This window comes from Arthrobacter sp. T572 (assembly GCF_056780115.1).
The window spans coordinates 2,666,042-2,682,165 of sequence record NZ_JBRAZQ010000002.1 but is presented as its reverse complement, the minus strand read 5'-3'; the positions used below and the strand labels follow the sequence as shown (position 1 = coordinate 2,682,165).

The window sequence follows — 16,124 nt, the reverse complement described above, 5'->3', positions numbered from 1 at the left end:
AAACCCTTGATTCCGGGCCCCGGCGGCACGTCAAAAACCGTCCTGTCCCCACGCCTGGACGCACAGGCGTGGCCTGTAGACTGAAATCCTTATGGACAGTAAATCTAGGTGCCGGCCTGGGTACTGCAAGGGGAACCGCATTGCGCTTCCCGCGGAACGTACCCCCCGAGCCGGCAACACCCGTTCACATGCCCATCACCCGCCGGCCCTCCAGGCCGGTGGTCCCGCGGACCACGCGTCCACGGGGCCCGACCAGCCTCCGCCGGGCAATCGTCCCGCGGTGGAGGCGGCCCGTTCCTGGCATGCTCCGGTTTCCGGAGTGATGTTCTGATGGAATGGATTCTCCTGATAGCCGGTTTCGCCCTCATTCTGGGAACCGGCTTTTTCGTAGCAGTTGAGTTTTCCCTGGTGGCCCTGGACCAATCAAGCGTCCAGCGGGCGATCGACGACGGCGACCACGCGGCGGTACCGCTGCTGAAATGCTTGAAGTCCCTGTCCACCCAGCTTTCGAGTTGCCAGCTGGGCATCACCCTGACCACGTTGCTCACGGGTTTCGTCATGGAACCGTCCGTGGGGCAGCTCCTTTCAGGGCCCCTGGGCCTGTTGGGCCTGGCGCCCGAGGTAGCGCATTCGGTGGCCTTGGTGGTGGCGATGGTCCTTGCAACCCTGCTGTCGATGCTCATCGGCGAACTGGTACCCAAGAACATGGCCATAGCCCTGGCCTTCCCGCTGGGCAAGGCGCTTGCCCGGCCACAACTGATCTTCACCGCTGTGTTCAAGCCGGCCATTGTGGTGCTGAACGGTTTCTCCAATAAGGTCCTGAATCTGTTCGGGCTCGAGGCCAAGGAAGAGATTTCCGGCGCGCGGACGCCGGCCGAACTGGCGTCCCTGGTGCGGCGGTCGGCTGAACTCGGCACGCTTGACGCCGGAACCGCAAATTTCGTGGCGCGGACCCTGAGCTTCTCCGGCAGGACGGCCGCGGATGTCATGACACCCCGCATCCGCATGGAAACGATTGATGCGGGCCAGCCCGTTTCCGATATTCTCGACGCCGCGCGCCGGACCGGATATTCGCGGTTCCCGGTGATTGGTGACTCGGCGGATGACATCCGGGGAGTCGTGCATGTCAAGAAAGCGGTGGCGGTCCCTGCCGACCGCCGGGGCAAGCTTGAGGCCGGAGCCATCATGACCGATGTGCTCCGGGTGCCGGAGACCATCCACCTGGATGCCCTGCTGTCCGAACTCCGTGAGGGCAACCTTCAGTTGGCGGTGGTCCTGGATGAATACGGAGGAACCGCGGGCATCGCAACCCTGGAGGACTTGGTGGAGGAAATCGTGGGAGAGGTCTCCGATGAGCACGACAAAGTGCGCCCGGGCCTGCTCCAGAGCGCGTCCGGTGACTGGTATTTCCCGGGCCTCCTCCGGCCCGACGAGGTATCGGAACAAATTCCCCACCTGAAGGTCCCGGACGAGTCCGCCTACGAAACCGTAGGGGGCTACGTCATGAGCAAACTGGGCCGGATCGCCAGGGTCGGTGATGTTGTTGACGCCGGCGGCGGCACGTTGACTGTCACGCGCATGGACGGCCGGCGGATCGACCGGATCAGTTTCCACCACGTGGCCGAACCTGACGACGCAGCTGCCGGGGCCGGGGACAACCACCATGAGGCAGGTGCCGTATGAGTGACTGGGCCGGAATTATCTGGTTGGTTGTCCTGCTGATCGGCAACGCCTTCTTTGTTGGCGCCGAGTTCGCAGTCATGTCGGCCCGCCGAAGCCAGATCGAACCGCTGGCGGAGGCAGGGTCAAAGAGGGCACAAACCACGCTGCGGGCCATGGAAAATGTCTCCCTCATGCTCGCGTGTGCCCAGTTGGGCATTACGGTCTGTTCCCTGCTGATCCTGCAGGTAGCCGAGCCTGCGATCCACCATCTGCTGGCGGCTCCGCTGGAGATGATAGGGATTCCTGTTGAACTGGCTGATGTGATCGCCTTTGCGATCGCGCTGCTGTTCGTCACCTTCCTGCACGTGACGTTCGGTGAGATGGTCCCCAAGAACATCTCTGTTTCCGTGGCGGACAAGGCTGCGCTGCTGTTGGCTCCGCCGCTGATGTTCATCGCCCGCGTGGTGAACCCGGTGATCTGGACGCTGAACTGGCTGGCCAACCACATCCTGAAGCTGATGAGGATCGAGCCAAAGGATGAGGTGTCGTCCTCCTTTACCTTGGAGGAAGTCCAGTCGATCGTCCAGGAGTCCACGCGGCACGGCCTGGTGGACGATGAAGCCGGGCTGTTGAGCGGCGCCCTGGAGTTCTCCGAACACACGGCGGCCAACATCATGGTCCCGCTGGAGCATTTGGTGGTCCTGAAGTCCGCTTCAACTCCCCGGGAGTTGGAGAAGGCGGTCAGCCGGACGGGCTTCTCGCGGTTCCCGATAGTGGACGACGACGGCGAACTCGCCGGATACGTGCACGTCAAGGACATCCTGTCCATCCCCGATGAAGGGCGCGGCCACCCCATTGCCGAAGGCCGGATACGCTCACTGGCCAATCTTTCTCCCGAAGATGAAATTGAAGAGGCGATGTCCGTCATGCAGAGGACCGGCTCGCATCTGGCCCGGGTCGTGGGTCCGGGGGGAGCTACGCAGGGAGTCCTGTTCCTCGAGGACGTGATTGAGCAATTGGTGGGCGAGATCAGGGATGCCACGCAGGCCACGGGAATACGTCGCCTGGGCGGCGCGCAGGCCCAGTAGTCACGTGCCCCGCCAGGAGTTCGTCGCCAACGGCACCGGCCGCCCGGCCGGTGCCGTGGCTCCCCTGAACGTTGACGTGGAGCGCTAAATAGGAATCATTCCTATTTAGCGCTACACTGGGCATGCCAGTTATTGTGTTTGATTCTCATTTTGAGTAGATCCGAGGTCTTTGTGCGTCGTCCAGCCGCCCGCCTGTCCATGGCCGCTTCCGCCGGTCTTGCTGCCCTGTTGCTCTCTTCCTGCGCCGGAACTGCAGGAGCGGGTGATTCTTCCCCGGCGTCGTCCTCGGGCGCCATCGAGGTTGTCACGTCCACCAACGTCTACGGTGACATCGTCAAGGCGGTGGGTGGAGACAAGGTCAACGTCAGCTCGATCATCACCAAGACCAGCCAGGACCCGCACTCATACGAGGCAAGCGCCCAGGACAAGCTGGTGATCTCCAAGGCAAAGCTGGTGGTGGAGAACGGCGGCGGCTACGACGAATTCCTCCATAAGATCGCAGACGAGACCAAGGTCGGCCACGACAACATGATCAGCGCCGTGGACGTTTCCGGGCTGGCACCGGAGGGCGAGAGCCACACGGAGGAGTCCCACTCCGGGGACGGTCACACGCACGACCACGGAGAGTTCAATGAGCATGTCTGGTACAGCCTGGACACCATGGGCAAGCTTGCCGACGCGATCGCCGGCAAGCTAGGTTCACTGGACGCCGCATCCGCCTCCACCTATACGGCCAACGCCGATGCGTTCAAGGCCAAGCTGGGAGAATTGACCGGGAAGCTTGACGCCCTGAAGGCCGCACACCAGGCTTCTCCGGTGGCGATCACGGAACCTGTGCCGCTGTACCTTCTGGAGGCTGCCGGTCTTGAAAACAAGACCCCCGAAGCCTACAGTGCCGCCATCGAAGAGGGCACTGACGTTCCCGCGGCCGTCCTCAAGGAGACTACGGACCTCGTTTCCGCCAAGAGCGTCAAGCTCCTGGCCTACAACGAGCAGACCGAGGGTCCGCAGACAGAATCCGTCAAGCGTGCCGCCGAGGCTGCGGGCGTGCCCGTGGTCAACTTCACCGAGACCCTCCCGGATGGCAAGGACTACCTGCAGTGGATGGGCGGGAACGTGGAGTCCCTGTCGGTCGCTTTGGCCCAATAGGCACGCAGTTCCGCAAAGTAAGCCCGCACTTATGCGGTGAAGGCCCCGCTGGAGTCCTAAGATATTGGGGATGGCCGCGGGGCCTTTTCCTGCCCCACCTTCGTGCCCCAACCACAGGGTGGGCCATCCCTGAACGCGAACACCATCGCACCAACAACGGCGCACCAACGGGCGCTTGGATCGAGGACAAGTTTTGACACCGGTAGTGAGCCTCCGCGGAGCCAGCCTGCAGTTCGGCAGGAGGACGCTGTGGAGGGACCTGGATCTCGATATCCATCCCGGGGAGTTCTTCGCGGTCCTCGGGCCCAACGGCAGTGGCAAGACAAGTTTCCTCAAAGTCCTGCTGGGCCTCCAGGAACTCCATTCCGGCAGCGTAACGCTGGCGGGACATCCCGCGGAACGCGGAAGCAAGCGCATCGGCTACATCCCGCAACAGAAGTCTTTTGCTCCGGACACGCCGCTGCGGGCACGGGACCTCGTTGCCCTGGGCATCGACGGTCATCGGTGGGGCATGCGCCTCGGCTCCGGCACGGTAAACCGGCGCGTTGATGAACTCCTTGACCTGGTGGGTGCCTCGGATTACGCCAAGGTTCCGCTGGGGCAGTTGTCCGGTGGCGAACAGCAGCGCCTCAGGGTTGCCCAGGCCCTCGCCACTGAGCCCCAGGTCCTGCTGTGCGACGAGCCGTTGCTGTCCTTGGACCTTCACCACCAGCAAGGCGTCAGCGCGCTCATCAACGAACAATGCCACGCGCGGAACAGCGCCGTGGTGTTTGTGACCCACGAGATCAATCCGGTCATCGACTACGTGGACCGGGTGCTGTATCTCGCGGGGGGCCAGTTCCGGCTTGGTGCTCCTGAGGATGTCATGACCACGGAAGTGTTGTCGGAGCTGTACAACAGCCACGTGGAGGTCATCCACGCGAACGGAAGGATCGTCGTCGTCGGCCTTCCCGACGCAACCACGCACTTCCATGACGATGCCCACGCAACTGCCGGGGAGGAGTTCTAAATGGACCTCGGTGAGATCCTCCGGACCATCTTCACTTTCGACAACTACGCCGAGCTCCTGGTCCTCGTCCAGAACTCGATCTGGGCCGGCGCGGTGCTCGGGCTGCTCGGCGGCCTGGTGGGAACCTTCGTCATGAAGCGGGACCTCGCCTTTGCCGTCCATGGCATTTCGGAGTTGTCCTTTGCCGGTGCCGCGTTCGCACTGCTGGTGGGGGCCGACATCATCTTTGGTTCCCTTGTCGGCTCCGTTGCCGCCGCCGTGCTGCTGGGCTTCATGGGCGTCCGCGCCCGGGACAAGAATTCGATCATTGGCGTGATCATGCCCTTCGGCCTGGGCCTGGGCATCCTGTTCCTAGCCCTCTATGAAGGGCGCGCGGCCAACAAGTTCGGTTTGCTGACAGGGCAGATCGTGTCAGTGGACACGGTGCAGCTCACGGCCCTGGCCGGCACGGCCGTGGTAGTGATGATTGCCTTGGCCGCCATCTGGCGTCCGCTGGACTTTGCGAGCGTCGACCCTGAGATGGCCGAGGCGCGGGGCGTCCCCGTCCGGGGACTGGCCATCGGCTTCATGGTGTTGCTGGGTGTCAGTGTGGCGCTGTCCATCCAGATCGTAGGGGCCTTGCTGGTGCTGGCCCTGCTGATCACTCCTGCCGCCGCGGCCTTGAAGGTCACCACCTCGCCGCGCCTGGTGGTGTTGCTGAGTGTCGTCTTCGCCATGACCGCCACAGTGGGCGGAATTCTCCTGGCCCTCGGCAGCCGGATCCCGATCAGCCCCTACGTCACCACGTTGTCGTTCGTTATCTACGTGGCCTGCAGGATCATCGGACGGGTGCGGGCGAACCGTGGCCTGAACGGGCGGGTCTCCCGCGGTCAGCCGGCGGGAGCACTCTAAGCGCCTGGAGCCTGCAGGCGGCCTAAAGCCCGCCGGCCGCCTTCCGGGCAGTGCAGTCGGGACAAAGACCAAAGATTTCCACGGTGTGGGCCACCTCGGTAAAGCCGTGTTCGGTGGCGGTACGGGCAGCCCAGGTCTCGACGGCGGGGGCCTCCACCTCAACGGCCTTGCCGCAGTTGCGGCACAACAGATGGTGGTGGTGACCCGTAACGGCGCACCTGCGGTACACGGCCTCGCCCTCGCCGTTCCTCAGGACATCGATCAGGCCGTCGTCTGCCAGCGACTGAAGGATACGGTACGCCGTGGCCAGGGAGACCGACGTGCCCTTGTTCTGCAGCAACCGGTAGAGTTCCTGGGTGCTGACGAAGTCATCCAATTCGTCCAGGGCAGCGCTGACAGCGAGACGTTGCTTGGTGACGCGCTGCTCCTTGGCGCCGCCCGTGGCCGGCGCCGAAGGGCCGGTGGTCGCGGAATTGGTGCCTTGTGGCATTGAAAACTCACTTCCCTGGTGACGCTGGCAAACCCCAATTTTACCAGCAGGGGATGGTTGGAAACTGTCAGGGGCCGACCCTAGGCTGTCAGCATGAAGCTCACCAAGTACACCCATGCCTGTGTCCGGCTTGAAAAGGAAGGAAACGTCCTGGTGATTGATCCCGGGACGTTCTCGGAGGCCGGTGAGGCTTTGGCGGGAGCCCAGGCGGTCCTCATCACCCACCAGCACGACGACCATATTGACCGGGCGGCGGTCCTGGCAGCGTTGCGTAGGGATGAAGACCTGGAAGTGCACGCTCCGCAGGCCGTGGTCAACGCCCTGCTGGATGCAGCGGGTCAAGACGCCGGGGAGGGGGCAGGTTCCCTGGCCGGCCGCATTCATGCAGCGGCTCCGGAATCCACCCTTGACGTTGCCGGTTTCCGGGTGCAGACCTATGGCGGACAGCATGCGTTGATCCACCCCCAGATCCCAGTGGTGGCTAACATCGGCTACCTTGTGGACGGCAACGTGTTCCACCCCGGCGACTCGTTCGTGGTTCCCGATTCCATGGAGGTCAAGACCCTGCTGGTTCCGATCCACGCACCGTGGTCCAAGGTGGGGGAAGTAGTGGACTTCGTCATCTCGGTCCGGGCGCCGCAGGCATTCCCGGTCCACGATGCTCTGCTCAACGAACTCGGCAGGGGAATCGTGGAGGGCCACGTCACCCGGATCGGTGCCAAATACGGCACGCGCTACAGGCGGCTCGCTCCCGGGGAGTCCGTGGAAGTCTAGGCGCGCGGGCCGTTCCAGATCCCGGTGTCGTGGAACCCCTCCAGCGTGGCTTCGTAGGGCGTGGGATCCAACCCCTTTCCGGCGAGCCAGCCGTCGTCGTAATAGCTGCCGGTGTACCGGTCACCGCCGTCGCACATGAGCGAAACGATACTGCCGGTGCGGCCCTGGGACACCATGTCGGCCACGAGTTGCCACACACCCCAAAGGTTGGTGCCGGTGGAGGGGCCGGCGTGCAGTCCGGTCAGTTTGCGCAGATGCCGCATAGCGGCCACGGAGGCAGCATCCGGGACCTGGATCATGTGGTCGATGACGGCCGGGATGAAGCTCGGTTCCACCCGGGGGCGCCCGATGCCTTCGATGCGGGAGGGTTGTCCCGTGGGTGATGCGTCCTGTCCGTCGCACCAGGCCGGATAGAAGGCGGAGTTCTCCGGGTCCACCACGGCAAGCCGGGTGCGGTGCCGGTTGTAGCGAAGGTAGCGTCCAATGGTGGCGCTGGTTCCGCCGGTGCCGGCGCCCACCACGATCCACTCGGGAACCGGATGTTCTTCCAGGGCCAACTGCTCAAAGATGGACTCGGCGATGTTGTTGTTGCCGCGCCAGTCAGTGGCGCGTTCGGCATAGGTGAATTGGTCCATGTAGTAGCCGCCGGAGGTCCGTGCGGTTTCTTCGGCGACGGCGTAAACCTCCGATGCATGGTCCACCAGCAGGCATGCACCGCCGAATTCCTCGATCAAGGCGATCTTCTCCGGGCTGGTGGTCCTGGTCATGACAGCAATGAACGGCAGCCCGATGAGCCGTGCAAAGTAGGCTTCCGACACGGCCGTGCTGCCGCTCGAGGCTTCCACGATGGTGGTGCCTTGGGTAATCCAGCCATTGACCAGCCCGTACAGGAACAGCGACCTCGCCAAGCGGTGCTTGAGGCTTCCGGAACGGTGGGTGGACTCGTCCTTCAGGTAAAGCTGGACCCCCCAATGCGCGGGGAGCGGAACCGCATAAAGGTGCGTGTCCGCCGAACGGTTGTTTTCGGCCTCGATCTTCCGGATGGCTTCGTCTGCCCAGCGACGGTCCTGAATACACGATGTGCTCACCGCTAAAGCCTACCGGCGGCACGCAGGTGCGCCGGTGTCACACCCCGCGCGGCCGGCTGCTGACAGGACTAGGCTGGGACGCGGATGCCCTGTGAGCAGTACCTGAAGAAACGCCAACGACCGCAAGGAGTTTGAATGCCACCGCTGATTGACGCTGCCGGGCTGCATGGCCGGCTCGCGGCAGGGGAGCGCATTGTGCTTCTCGATGTCCGCTGGGTCCTGGGCCGGACCGATGGCCGTGAACGCTACCTGGAGGGCCACCTTCCCGGGGCGGTGTTTGTGGACCTGCCCACGGAACTCGCCGACCACGCGCAGCCCGCACTGGGGAGGCACCCGCTGCCGTCCACGGACCGCTTCCAGGAAGCAGCCCGCCGGTGGGGCATAAATGAGGGCGACACCGTGGTCGCGTACGACGACAGCGGCAGCATGGCTGCCGCCCGCGTGTGGTGGATGCTCCGCAACGCCGGGGTTGCGTCGGTTTACCTGCTCGACGGCGGCCTGTCCGCCTGGCGCGCGGAAGGCCACCTGCTGGAAACAGGCGAGGTAAGTCCCGGCGTCGGGAATCTCACGCTGGCTGAAGGCAGGATGCCGGTGATCAGCGGGCAAGAGGCTGCCCACTGGCACGGTGACCGTGTTCTGCTCGATGCCAGGGCGGGGGAGCGCTACCGCGGGGAAGTGGAACCGGTTGATCCGCGTGCGGGGCATATTCCCGGTGCCTTCAGTGCACCGACCACCGACAACATCTCCGCGGCCGGGACCTTCCTGCCCGCGGAGGAACTGCGGGCCCGCTTCGCCGGGCTCGGCGTCACGGACGAGACTCCCGTAGCGGTTTATTGCGGATCCGGCGTGACGGCCGCCCACCAGATCGTGGCTCTCGAACTGGCGGGGTTCAAGGCCGCACTTTTCCCCGGGTCCTTCTCGCAGTGGTCCAACGACGCCGGCAACCCTGTGGCCACAGGGCCGGAACCATTCGAGGGCGAGCCGGCGACCGCCGGAACGGGACGTCCGCAAACTGGCACAGCCACAGGCGCCGGAGGTAGCGTCGAACCATGACGCCAGGACGCCCCGTACCACCGCCGCTTGCCAAACCCATCACGGTCGAACACCCGCCCTCCGTGGCGACCAACCTCGCAGCCGCCTACGGCGCCACCTCCCCTGGGAGCGGCCTGGTGCCCCTGACCGTCTTGAGGCGGGAACCCAAGGACGACGACGTGGAAATCGGGATCGAATTCTGCGGCCTCTGCCATTCGGACGTGCACGCCACCCGCGGGGAATGGCGCATCCCGCCCTATCCGCTGGTGCCTGGCCATGAGATCGTCGGCAAGGTGACGCGCGTTGGCGCTGCCGTGACGGAATTCGCGCCCGGCGACCGGGTGGGAGTGGGCTGCATGGTGGACTCCTGCAGGGAATGCGACAGTTGCCTGGACGGCCTGGAACAGTACTGCGAACGGGGCAACGTGGGGACGTATGGCGCCCCCGATCCCCGCAATGGGGATGCCATCACCCAGGGCGGCTACTCCACCTCCGTGGTGGTTGACCGCAGGTTCGTCCTGCGCATACCGGATGCCTTGGACCCGGCGGCCGCCGCACCGCTGCTGTGCGCAGGAATTACCACTTACTCGCCGCTGCGGTACTTCGAGGTGGAAGAGGGGGATGCGGTTGGCGTTGTGGGTTTGGGCGGACTGGGCCATATGGCGGTCAAGATCGCCAAGGCCATGGGCGCCGAGGTCACCGTGTTCACCACGTCCGAGACCAAATTCCAGGCCGCCCGTGAGCTCGGCGCGGACCACGTAGTCCTGTCAACGGACCCGGAAGCCATGGACGCTGCCGGCCGCAGCATCGATGTCATCATCGATACCGTGGCTGCTCCGCACGATCTCAACCCCTACTTCCGGACCCTGCGGCTCGAGGGTGCTTTGTTCCAGCTGGGCCTTCCCGCGGAGGACATGCCGCCGGTCAGCCCCGGGCTCCTCATCCGCCGCCGCCTGGCTTATGCGGGGTCCCTCATCGGCGGCATCCAGGAGACCCAGGAGATGTTGGATTTCTGTGCCGGGCATGGCGTTGCCAGTGATATCGAAGTAGTGGACGCCTCCCGGCTGAACGAGGCCTACGACCGCATGGTTGCCGGGGACGTGAAGTACCGATTCGTGCTGGACACCGCAACACTCCACCAACCGTCAGAAAGGGCAGACGCATGAGCACGCTGTTCACCAAGATCATCAACGGCGATATCCCGGGCCGCTTTGTATGGAAGAACGAGGACGTGGTGGCCTTCCTGACCATTGCGCCCATCACGTCCGGCCACACCCTGGTGGTGCCGCGCACGGAGGTGGACTCCTGGACCCATGCCAGCCCGGAACTGCTGGGGAAGGTCATGGATGTGGCACAGCGCATCGCGCAGGTGCAGGAGAAGCTGTTCGACGCCAAACGCGTGGGTGTGCTCGTGGAAGGCTTCGAAGTGGAACACCTGCACGTCCACATCTGGCCGGCCTATTCCACGGCTGACTTCGAAGTCCATAACGTCGACCACAACCCTGATCCAGCGGTGATGGACGCGACCGCGGTCAAGTTGCGCGCCGCCTTGCGGGCGGCCGGCCACGAAGAGTTCGTCCCCGAAGACTGAGCGCAGTTTTAACCCGGTGGTGCTCGATGAGGCACCACCGGGTTGGCGGATATGGCGCGGACGTGGCGCTTCAGGCGGGCGCCAGCGCCTGGTTGAGGGCCGTCCGGATCCGCTTTTCCGACACGGAATAGGCTGTACCCAGTTCCACGGCGAAGAGGCTGACCCTGAGCTCTTCGATCATCCAGCGCACGCGTGTTAACTCGTTGCCGGCGCGCCGTCCGGGCAACAGTGCTGCCACGGCGTCGTCATACCCGTCTTCCAGGGACTGGACCACGGCCATATTCAGGCCGTCCCGTTGCACGTTGGACGGCAGCTTCTCGAGACGCTTCTCCATGGCTTGGAGATACCGCGGAAGCTGGCTCAGCTGCGCGTAGCCCGTCTGTGCCACAAAGCCCGGGTAGACCAACTGCTCCAGTTGGCTCTTCATGTCGTTCAGGGCGCTGATGAGTGACAGGCTGGTGGCCGCCTTCAGCTGTTTCTGGATCCTGCGCGTGCTCGCGAGGATGCGCTCGACGACGGCGGTTACCGTGAACACGGTGTCGATCAGTTCCGCACGGACTGCCTCGTACAAGGCATCGAAGGCTTCCTTGTCCCAGGGGAGGTCCTGAGGCGTCAGTTTGTCGATGGCGGCCAGTGCACAATCGGCTATGAGGGCATTGACGGAGCCGTGCGGATTCTGGCTGAACGTCAGTTTCTCCGTGTTGCTCAGGTGTTCCAGAACGTACCTGTCCGGCGAGGGAACCCGAAGAGCCAGAAGCCGGATCACGCCGCCACGCATGGCCGCTTCCTGCTCCTGAACCGTCTGGAAAACCCGCAAGGCAACCGATGAACCTTCGTCGACGATCGCCGGGTAACCCGTGACGGCGTGGCCCTTGACGTTTCGGGAGACCTGCCGTTCGACCTTCCCGAAGTCCCAGGATGTGATTCCGCTGCGCTCTGCAACCGTGCCGTCTGCCGGTTTGCTTCCCGGCAACAGCGCTTCCCGGGTGCCCTTCCCGCCGGGGGCCGCAGGGCTGGTCTTCGCTGCCCGGGTGGTGGCCGGGGTGGCCCCGAGCGATTCGGCAATCGCACGCCGGGTGGCCGGTGCGAGGGTTTCCTGAAGCGCGGCAAGGTTCTTTCCTTCGCCAAGGACCTTGCCCCGGCTGTCCACCACCTTGAAGCTCACGCGCAGGTGTGGAGGAACAGCCGCCCAGTTCCACGAACCAGGGGGGATGATGTGCCCCTTCAACCTGCGCAGGACGAGTTCGAGCGAAGGCTCCAGCTCATCGGCAGCGGGATCGAACTCCGCTTCAAGGGCCGCCGTGGCCTGCCGGGCGACATCCGGGGCCGGAACAAAGTTCTTCCTGACCTGTTTCGGCAGCGACTTGATCAGTGCCGTGACGAGGTCCACCCGCTGGCCGGGGATCTGCCAACGGAACGGCGCGTCGTCCATCTGGTTCAGGAAAAGCACGGGCACTTCGACCGTGACGCCGTCAGAGGGATCGGGCGTGGAGCCTGGCGCCACAGGGTGGAACTCGTAGCTGAGTGGAAGATCGAAGCCTTTGTGGACCCAGACCTTGGGGTACGCGGATTCATCGAGGTCTTCGGCGTCCCCGCTCATGAGGAACGATTGGTCGAAGTCCAGCAGCGTTGGGTCCGACTGGCGGGCTTCCTTCCACCATTTGTCGAAGTGGCGTTCGGACACCACATCCTGGCCCACCCGGGCGTCATAGAACTCGAAGAGCGTTTGGTCGTCCACCAGGATGTCCCGGCGCCGCATGCGGGTCTCGAGTTCCTCGACTTCCTGGAGGAGGGCGCGGTTCCGATGGAAGAACTTGTGGTGGGTACGCCACTCGCCCTCCACCAATGCGTGGCGGATGAACAGTTCGCGGGAGAGCTCCGGGTCGATGCGTCCATAGTTGACGCGGCGGTTGGGAATGATGGGGACGCCGTAGAGCGTGACTTTCTCGTGGGCCAGTACGGCACCCTGGCGAGAGGACCAGTGCGGCTCGCTGTAGGAGCGCTTCACCAGGTCAGCTGCCACCTGTTCTGCCCACAGGGGATCGAACTTTGCAGCCACCCGCGCCCACAGCCGGCTGGTCTCCACCAACTCCGCCGCCATCACAAAAGGAGGCGACTTCTTGAACAGGGCAGAGCCGGGAAAGATGGCGAACCGGCTGCCGCGTGCTCCGGCGTACTCGCGTTTGCGTTCGTCATAGATGCCGATGTGGCTCAGGAGGCCGGACAGCAGGCTGATGTGAATGCCTTCATGGTTGCCCACGGGGTCGGCTTCGCGTTTGTTGTCCAGGGTGATGCCCAGCGGCTTGGCCAGCTGGCGCAGTTGGGTGAAGAGGTCCTGCCACTCACGGATGCGCAGGTAGTTGATGAACTCCGTCCGGCATAGCTTCCGGAACTGGGTGGAGGAGAGCTCACGCTGCTTTTCCTGGACGTAATTCCACAGGTTCAAATAGCCGGTGAAGTCCGAGTTTTCATCACGGAAGCGCGCGTGCTTTTCCGAAGCAAGCTGTTGCTTGTCAGTGGGCCGTTCCCTTGGGTCCTGGATGGTCAAAGCCGCAGCGAGGATCATGACCTCGCGGACACAACCGCGCTTGCCCGCCTCGACGATCATACGGCCGAGTCTCGGGTCCACGGGCAGTTGGGCAAGCTTCTGCCCGACGGCGGTCAGTCCGCTGCCGCTTCGGGCCTGGCCATTGCGGCTCCGGCCACTGCGTCCGCGGCCGTTGCGGCCCTCATCGCCGCCTCTTCGATCCGCACCCTGCCCCTCGCCGGCGTCCTGTTGCCGGGCCGCACTCAAGGCACCGAGTTCACGGAGGAGAGTGACGCCGTCGTTGATGGCGCGTGAGTCGGGTGGCTCCACGAAGGGGAAGTTTTCGACGTCCTTCGGTCCCCGTGCCACACCCATGGCGGTCATTTGCAGGATGACCGCGGCGAGGTTGGTCCGGAGGATCTCGGGATCCGTGAACTGTGGACGCGACTCAAAGTCCTCTTCGGAGTAGAGCCGGATGGCGATGCCTTCTGACACGCGTCCGCAACGGCCCGAGCGCTGGTTGGCAGAAGCCTGGGACACGCGTTCGATGGGAAGCCGCTGGACCTTGGTGCGATGCGAGTACCGTGAGATGCGGGCCGTTCCCGTATCAATCACGTACTTGATTCCGGGGACCGTCAGGGACGTCTCGGCCACGTTGGTAGCAAGAATGATGCGCCGCTTCCCACCGGGGTTGAAGACTCGGTGCTGTTCCTGCAGGCTCAACCGGGCAAACAGCGGAAGCACCTCGGTTCCGGCGAGCCGGCGGTTGGCCTGGATCCGGCCGTTGATGGCTTCTGCGGCATCACGGATTTCGCGCTCGCCCGAGAAGAACACCAGGATGTCCCCGGGTGCCTCCTTGGCGAGTTCGTCCACGGCGTCGCAGACAGCGTCGAGGGGATCGCGGTCTTCCTCGAGTTCGTCGTCTGAGGCGTCTTCATCCGGATCAGCCGGTTGGGACAGTGGACGGTACCGGATTTCCACCGGGTAGGTACGGCCGGAAACCTCAATGATGGGAGCCGGGGAATCGTCCGTGCCGAAGTGGTTGGCGAAGCGTTCGGGGTCGATGGTGGCCGAGGTGATGATGACCTTCAGGTCCGGGCGCTGGGGGAGGATCCGCTTCAGGTAGCCCAGGATGAAGTCGATGTTGAGGCTTCGCTCGTGCGCTTCATCGATGATGATGGTGCTGTATTTGCGCAGCAGCTTGTCCCGCTGGATCTCCGCGAGAAGGATGCCGTCAGTCATGAGCTTGATTTTGGTGGCCGGGCTGGTCTCGCCGGTGAAGCGGACCTGGAAACCTACCTCCTGGCCGATCTCCACGCCGAGTTCCGACGCGATGCGTTCGGCCACTGTCCGGGCAGCGAGGCGCCGGGGCTGGGTGTGGCCGATCAGGCCGTTGTCGCCCAATCCCAGTTCCAGGCACATCTTGGGGATCTGCGTTGTTTTACCGGAGCCGGTTTCGCCGGCGATGATGGTCACCTGGTGTGCGGCGATGGCCGCCATCAAGTCCTCGCGGCGCTCGGAAACGGGGAGCTCGGCGGGGTAGGAGATATGAAGTGTCATGGCTGATGCCAGTCTACTGCCGTGTCATCGGCAGGAGCTGACGCCGGACCGGCGGCTGCCGTCAGTTTCCGGGAGAGCTGCAGGGCAAAGGCCTTGAACTCGGGCGGTTCCAGGATGTCGAAGTCCATCTCCAGCGACGCCAGATGGGCCGCGGGCGCGGCAAGGTTGTCCCAGCCTGCCCGGAGAATGGTGGCGGACCCGCCGTCTGGTGACAACGCCGCGATGGTGGAATTCACGACGGCGGCCACCTCGGCCATGGGGGCGTGCAGCCGGACCACAACGTCGTACCTGTAGGGCGACCTGGTGATGGACTGCTGCACATAGGCCGCCAGGTCGTCCGCCGGCAAAGACCGCGGAACGTATTTGCGGCGTTCGGCGGGAAGTGAACCGATGCGGTCGGCCCGGAATGTCCGCCAGTCATCGCGGTCAAGGTCCCAGGCAACCAGGTACCAACGACGGCCGGTATCGACCAACCGGTACGGTTCCACCAACCGGCGCGCGGCGGAAGCATCTGACTTGATGTAGTCGAAGGAAACCTGCCGGTGGTCGGAGATGGCAGAGGACAGAGCCGTCAGGTGCTGCGGGTCCACTGATGCCGCGTTGCTTGGCAGGGTGGTGACGGCTGTCTTCAGCATCGCGAATTTGGGTCGCAACCGGGCGGGCAGAACCTGCTCAAGCTTGGCCAACGCCCGGACTGACGCTTCGCCGATGCCTGCCACGGGGCCCGCGGCCACCGCATTAAGGCCGAGGGCAACAGCGAGGGCTTCGTTGTCGTCCAGGAGAAGTGGTGGAAGCTGCGCGCCTGCCCCCAACTGGTAACCGCCGGCGAACCCCGGCGAGGCGTGGATGGGATAACCAAGGTTGCGCAGCTTGTCGATATCCCGGCGGACGGTCCGCTCCGTGACGCCCATTCGTTCCGCCAAGGCCGGACCTGTCCATTCCCGGCGCACCTGCAGCAGCGACAGCAGTTGCAGGAGGCGGGCGGAAGTTTGGATCATGCTGATGAATCTAGTCCACGTGCTGCCCGGGCGGATGCACGTGGGAAAGACTCGTTGCGGGCAGGAGAGCGGTCAGTAGATGCGCGGGTTCCAGTAGGGCGAGCTGGGGGCGTCAAACGCCGTCCAGGGCTGCTTGGAATTGATGGGCGGGTTGTGTCCGCGGCCGTCCTTGAGGAGGGCGGAGACGGTGGCTGCTACAGCAGTGACGAGGACCAGAAAGAGGATGATTCCGAAGATTTCCATGCCTCCATCCTTCTCTGGAGAT

At 64.2% G+C, this 16,124-nt stretch carries 14 protein-coding genes; 9 read left to right on the top strand and 5 right to left on the bottom strand.

Annotated elements, in window-relative coordinates; genetic code table 11:
* The first annotated feature begins 330 nt into the window (after positions 1-330).
* From ACUYMZ_RS13625 to ACUYMZ_RS13605, 5 genes are all read left to right on the top strand, one after another.
* The gene (locus ACUYMZ_RS13625; RefSeq protein ID WP_426003263.1) at positions 331-1,683 is read left to right on the top strand and encodes a hemolysin family protein; all 1,353 of its coding nucleotides are present in this window, start codon (positions 331-333) and stop codon (positions 1,681-1,683) included.
* Positions 1,680-2,750, top strand: coding sequence for a hemolysin family protein (locus ACUYMZ_RS13620; protein ID WP_442423559.1), 1,071 nt, complete (start codon positions 1,680-1,682; stop codon positions 2,748-2,750). The genes ACUYMZ_RS13625 and ACUYMZ_RS13620 overlap by 4 nt, the downstream gene beginning before the upstream one ends.
* Before the next feature lie 138 nt (positions 2,751-2,888).
* Positions 2,889-3,899 carry a metal ABC transporter solute-binding protein, Zn/Mn family gene (locus tag ACUYMZ_RS13615; protein ID WP_481603848.1) on the top strand — a complete coding sequence of 337 codons (1,011 nt, stop codon included), beginning with the start codon at positions 2,889-2,891 and terminating at the stop codon, positions 3,897-3,899.
* Between the two features lie 193 nt (positions 3,900-4,092).
* Positions 4,093-4,908: a metal ABC transporter ATP-binding protein gene (locus tag ACUYMZ_RS13610; protein ID WP_426003260.1), complete on the top strand. Its 816-nt coding sequence runs from the start codon at positions 4,093-4,095 to the stop codon at positions 4,906-4,908.
* Positions 4,909-5,799: a metal ABC transporter permease gene (locus ACUYMZ_RS13605; protein ID WP_426003259.1), complete on the top strand. Its 891-nt coding sequence runs from the start codon at positions 4,909-4,911 to the stop codon at positions 5,797-5,799.
* A gap of 22 nt (positions 5,800-5,821) precedes the next feature.
* Here the strand turns inward: ACUYMZ_RS13605 and ACUYMZ_RS13600 are convergent, their stop codons facing one another.
* Positions 5,822-6,289, bottom strand: a complete 468-nt coding sequence (locus ACUYMZ_RS13600; protein WP_481603846.1) for a Fur family transcriptional regulator — start codon at positions 6,287-6,289, stop codon at positions 5,822-5,824.
* A gap of 93 nt (positions 6,290-6,382) precedes the next feature.
* On the opposite strand from ACUYMZ_RS13600, the gene ACUYMZ_RS13595 reads away from it, so the two are divergent.
* Positions 6,383-7,063 carry an MBL fold metallo-hydrolase gene (locus tag ACUYMZ_RS13595; protein WP_481603844.1) on the top strand — a complete coding sequence of 227 codons (681 nt, stop codon included), beginning with the start codon at positions 6,383-6,385 and terminating at the stop codon, positions 7,061-7,063.
* Here ACUYMZ_RS13595 and cds1 read toward each other — a convergent pair.
* Positions 7,060-8,151: an L-cysteine desulfhydrase Cds1 gene (gene cds1 / locus ACUYMZ_RS13590; protein ID WP_481603842.1), complete on the bottom strand. Its 1,092-nt coding sequence runs from the start codon at positions 8,149-8,151 to the stop codon at positions 7,060-7,062. The two genes, ACUYMZ_RS13595 and cds1, sit on opposite strands and share 4 nt — an antisense overlap.
* A 135-nt stretch (positions 8,152-8,286) precedes the next feature.
* On the opposite strand from cds1, the gene ACUYMZ_RS13585 reads away from it, so the two are divergent.
* Genes ACUYMZ_RS13585 through ACUYMZ_RS13575 form a run of 3 tightly spaced genes read left to right on the top strand, consistent with a single transcriptional unit; the run spans position 8,287 to position 10,774 of the window.
* Positions 8,287-9,204, top strand: coding sequence for a sulfurtransferase (locus tag ACUYMZ_RS13585; protein ID WP_481603840.1), 918 nt, complete (start codon positions 8,287-8,289; stop codon positions 9,202-9,204).
* The gene (locus ACUYMZ_RS13580) at positions 9,201-10,349 is read left to right on the top strand and encodes an NAD(P)-dependent alcohol dehydrogenase (protein ID WP_426003251.1); all 1,149 of its coding nucleotides are present in this window, start codon (positions 9,201-9,203) and stop codon (positions 10,347-10,349) included. The genes ACUYMZ_RS13585 and ACUYMZ_RS13580 overlap by 4 nt, the downstream gene beginning before the upstream one ends.
* Positions 10,346-10,774 (top strand): HIT family protein, encoded by a 429-nt coding sequence (locus ACUYMZ_RS13575; protein WP_481603838.1) that lies wholly within the window; start codon positions 10,346-10,348, stop codon positions 10,772-10,774. Before ACUYMZ_RS13580 ends, ACUYMZ_RS13575 begins: the two co-directional genes overlap by 4 nt.
* Positions 10,775-10,844: 70 nt before the next feature.
* Here ACUYMZ_RS13575 and hrpA read toward each other — a convergent pair whose 3' ends face one another.
* The 3 genes from hrpA to ACUYMZ_RS13560 all read right to left on the bottom strand — a co-directional run bounded on the left by hrpA (position 10,845) and on the right by ACUYMZ_RS13560 (position 16,102).
* A complete protein-coding gene (gene hrpA / locus ACUYMZ_RS13570) occupies positions 10,845-14,861 on the bottom strand; it encodes an ATP-dependent RNA helicase HrpA (RefSeq protein ID WP_481603836.1) in 4,017 nt (1,338 codons plus the stop codon).
* Positions 14,858-15,859: a helix-turn-helix transcriptional regulator gene (locus ACUYMZ_RS13565; protein WP_481603834.1), complete on the bottom strand. Its 1,002-nt coding sequence runs from the start codon at positions 15,857-15,859 to the stop codon at positions 14,858-14,860. Before ACUYMZ_RS13565 ends, hrpA begins: the two co-directional genes overlap by 4 nt.
* A 72-nt stretch (positions 15,860-15,931) precedes the next feature.
* Positions 15,932-16,102 (bottom strand): hypothetical protein, encoded by a 171-nt coding sequence (locus tag ACUYMZ_RS13560; RefSeq protein WP_426003244.1) that lies wholly within the window; start codon positions 16,100-16,102, stop codon positions 15,932-15,934.
* Between the last annotated feature and the right edge of the window lie 22 nt (positions 16,103-16,124).

Bases quoted from the DNA above. Each gene is read 5' to 3' on its own strand.
- ACUYMZ_RS13625 (WP_426003263.1), top strand. From the start codon at position 331: ATGGAATGGATTCTCCTGATAGCCGGTTTCGCCCTCATTCTGGGAACC.
- ACUYMZ_RS13580 (WP_426003251.1), top strand. From the start codon at position 9,201: ATGACGCCAGGACGCCCCGTACCACCGCCGCTTGCCAAACCCATCACG.
- ACUYMZ_RS13620 (WP_442423559.1), top strand. From the start codon at position 1,680: ATGAGTGACTGGGCCGGAATTATCTGGTTGGTTGTCCTGCTGATCGGC.
- ACUYMZ_RS13595 (WP_481603844.1), top strand. From the start codon at position 6,383: ATGAAGCTCACCAAGTACACCCATGCCTGTGTCCGGCTTGAAAAGGAA.
- hrpA (WP_481603836.1), bottom strand. From the start codon at position 14,861: ATGACACTTCATATCTCCTACCCCGCCGAGCTCCCCGTTTCCGAGCGC.
- ACUYMZ_RS13575 (WP_481603838.1), top strand. From the start codon at position 10,346: ATGAGCACGCTGTTCACCAAGATCATCAACGGCGATATCCCGGGCCGC.
- ACUYMZ_RS13600 (WP_481603846.1), bottom strand. From the start codon at position 6,289: ATGCCACAAGGCACCAATTCCGCGACCACCGGCCCTTCGGCGCCGGCC.
- ACUYMZ_RS13585 (WP_481603840.1), top strand. From the start codon at position 8,287: ATGCCACCGCTGATTGACGCTGCCGGGCTGCATGGCCGGCTCGCGGCA.
- ACUYMZ_RS13560 (WP_426003244.1), bottom strand. From the start codon at position 16,102: ATGGAAATCTTCGGAATCATCCTCTTTCTGGTCCTCGTCACTGCTGTA.
- ACUYMZ_RS13605 (WP_426003259.1), top strand. From the start codon at position 4,909: ATGGACCTCGGTGAGATCCTCCGGACCATCTTCACTTTCGACAACTAC.
- ACUYMZ_RS13565 (WP_481603834.1), bottom strand. From the start codon at position 15,859: ATGATCCAAACTTCCGCCCGCCTCCTGCAACTGCTGTCGCTGCTGCAG.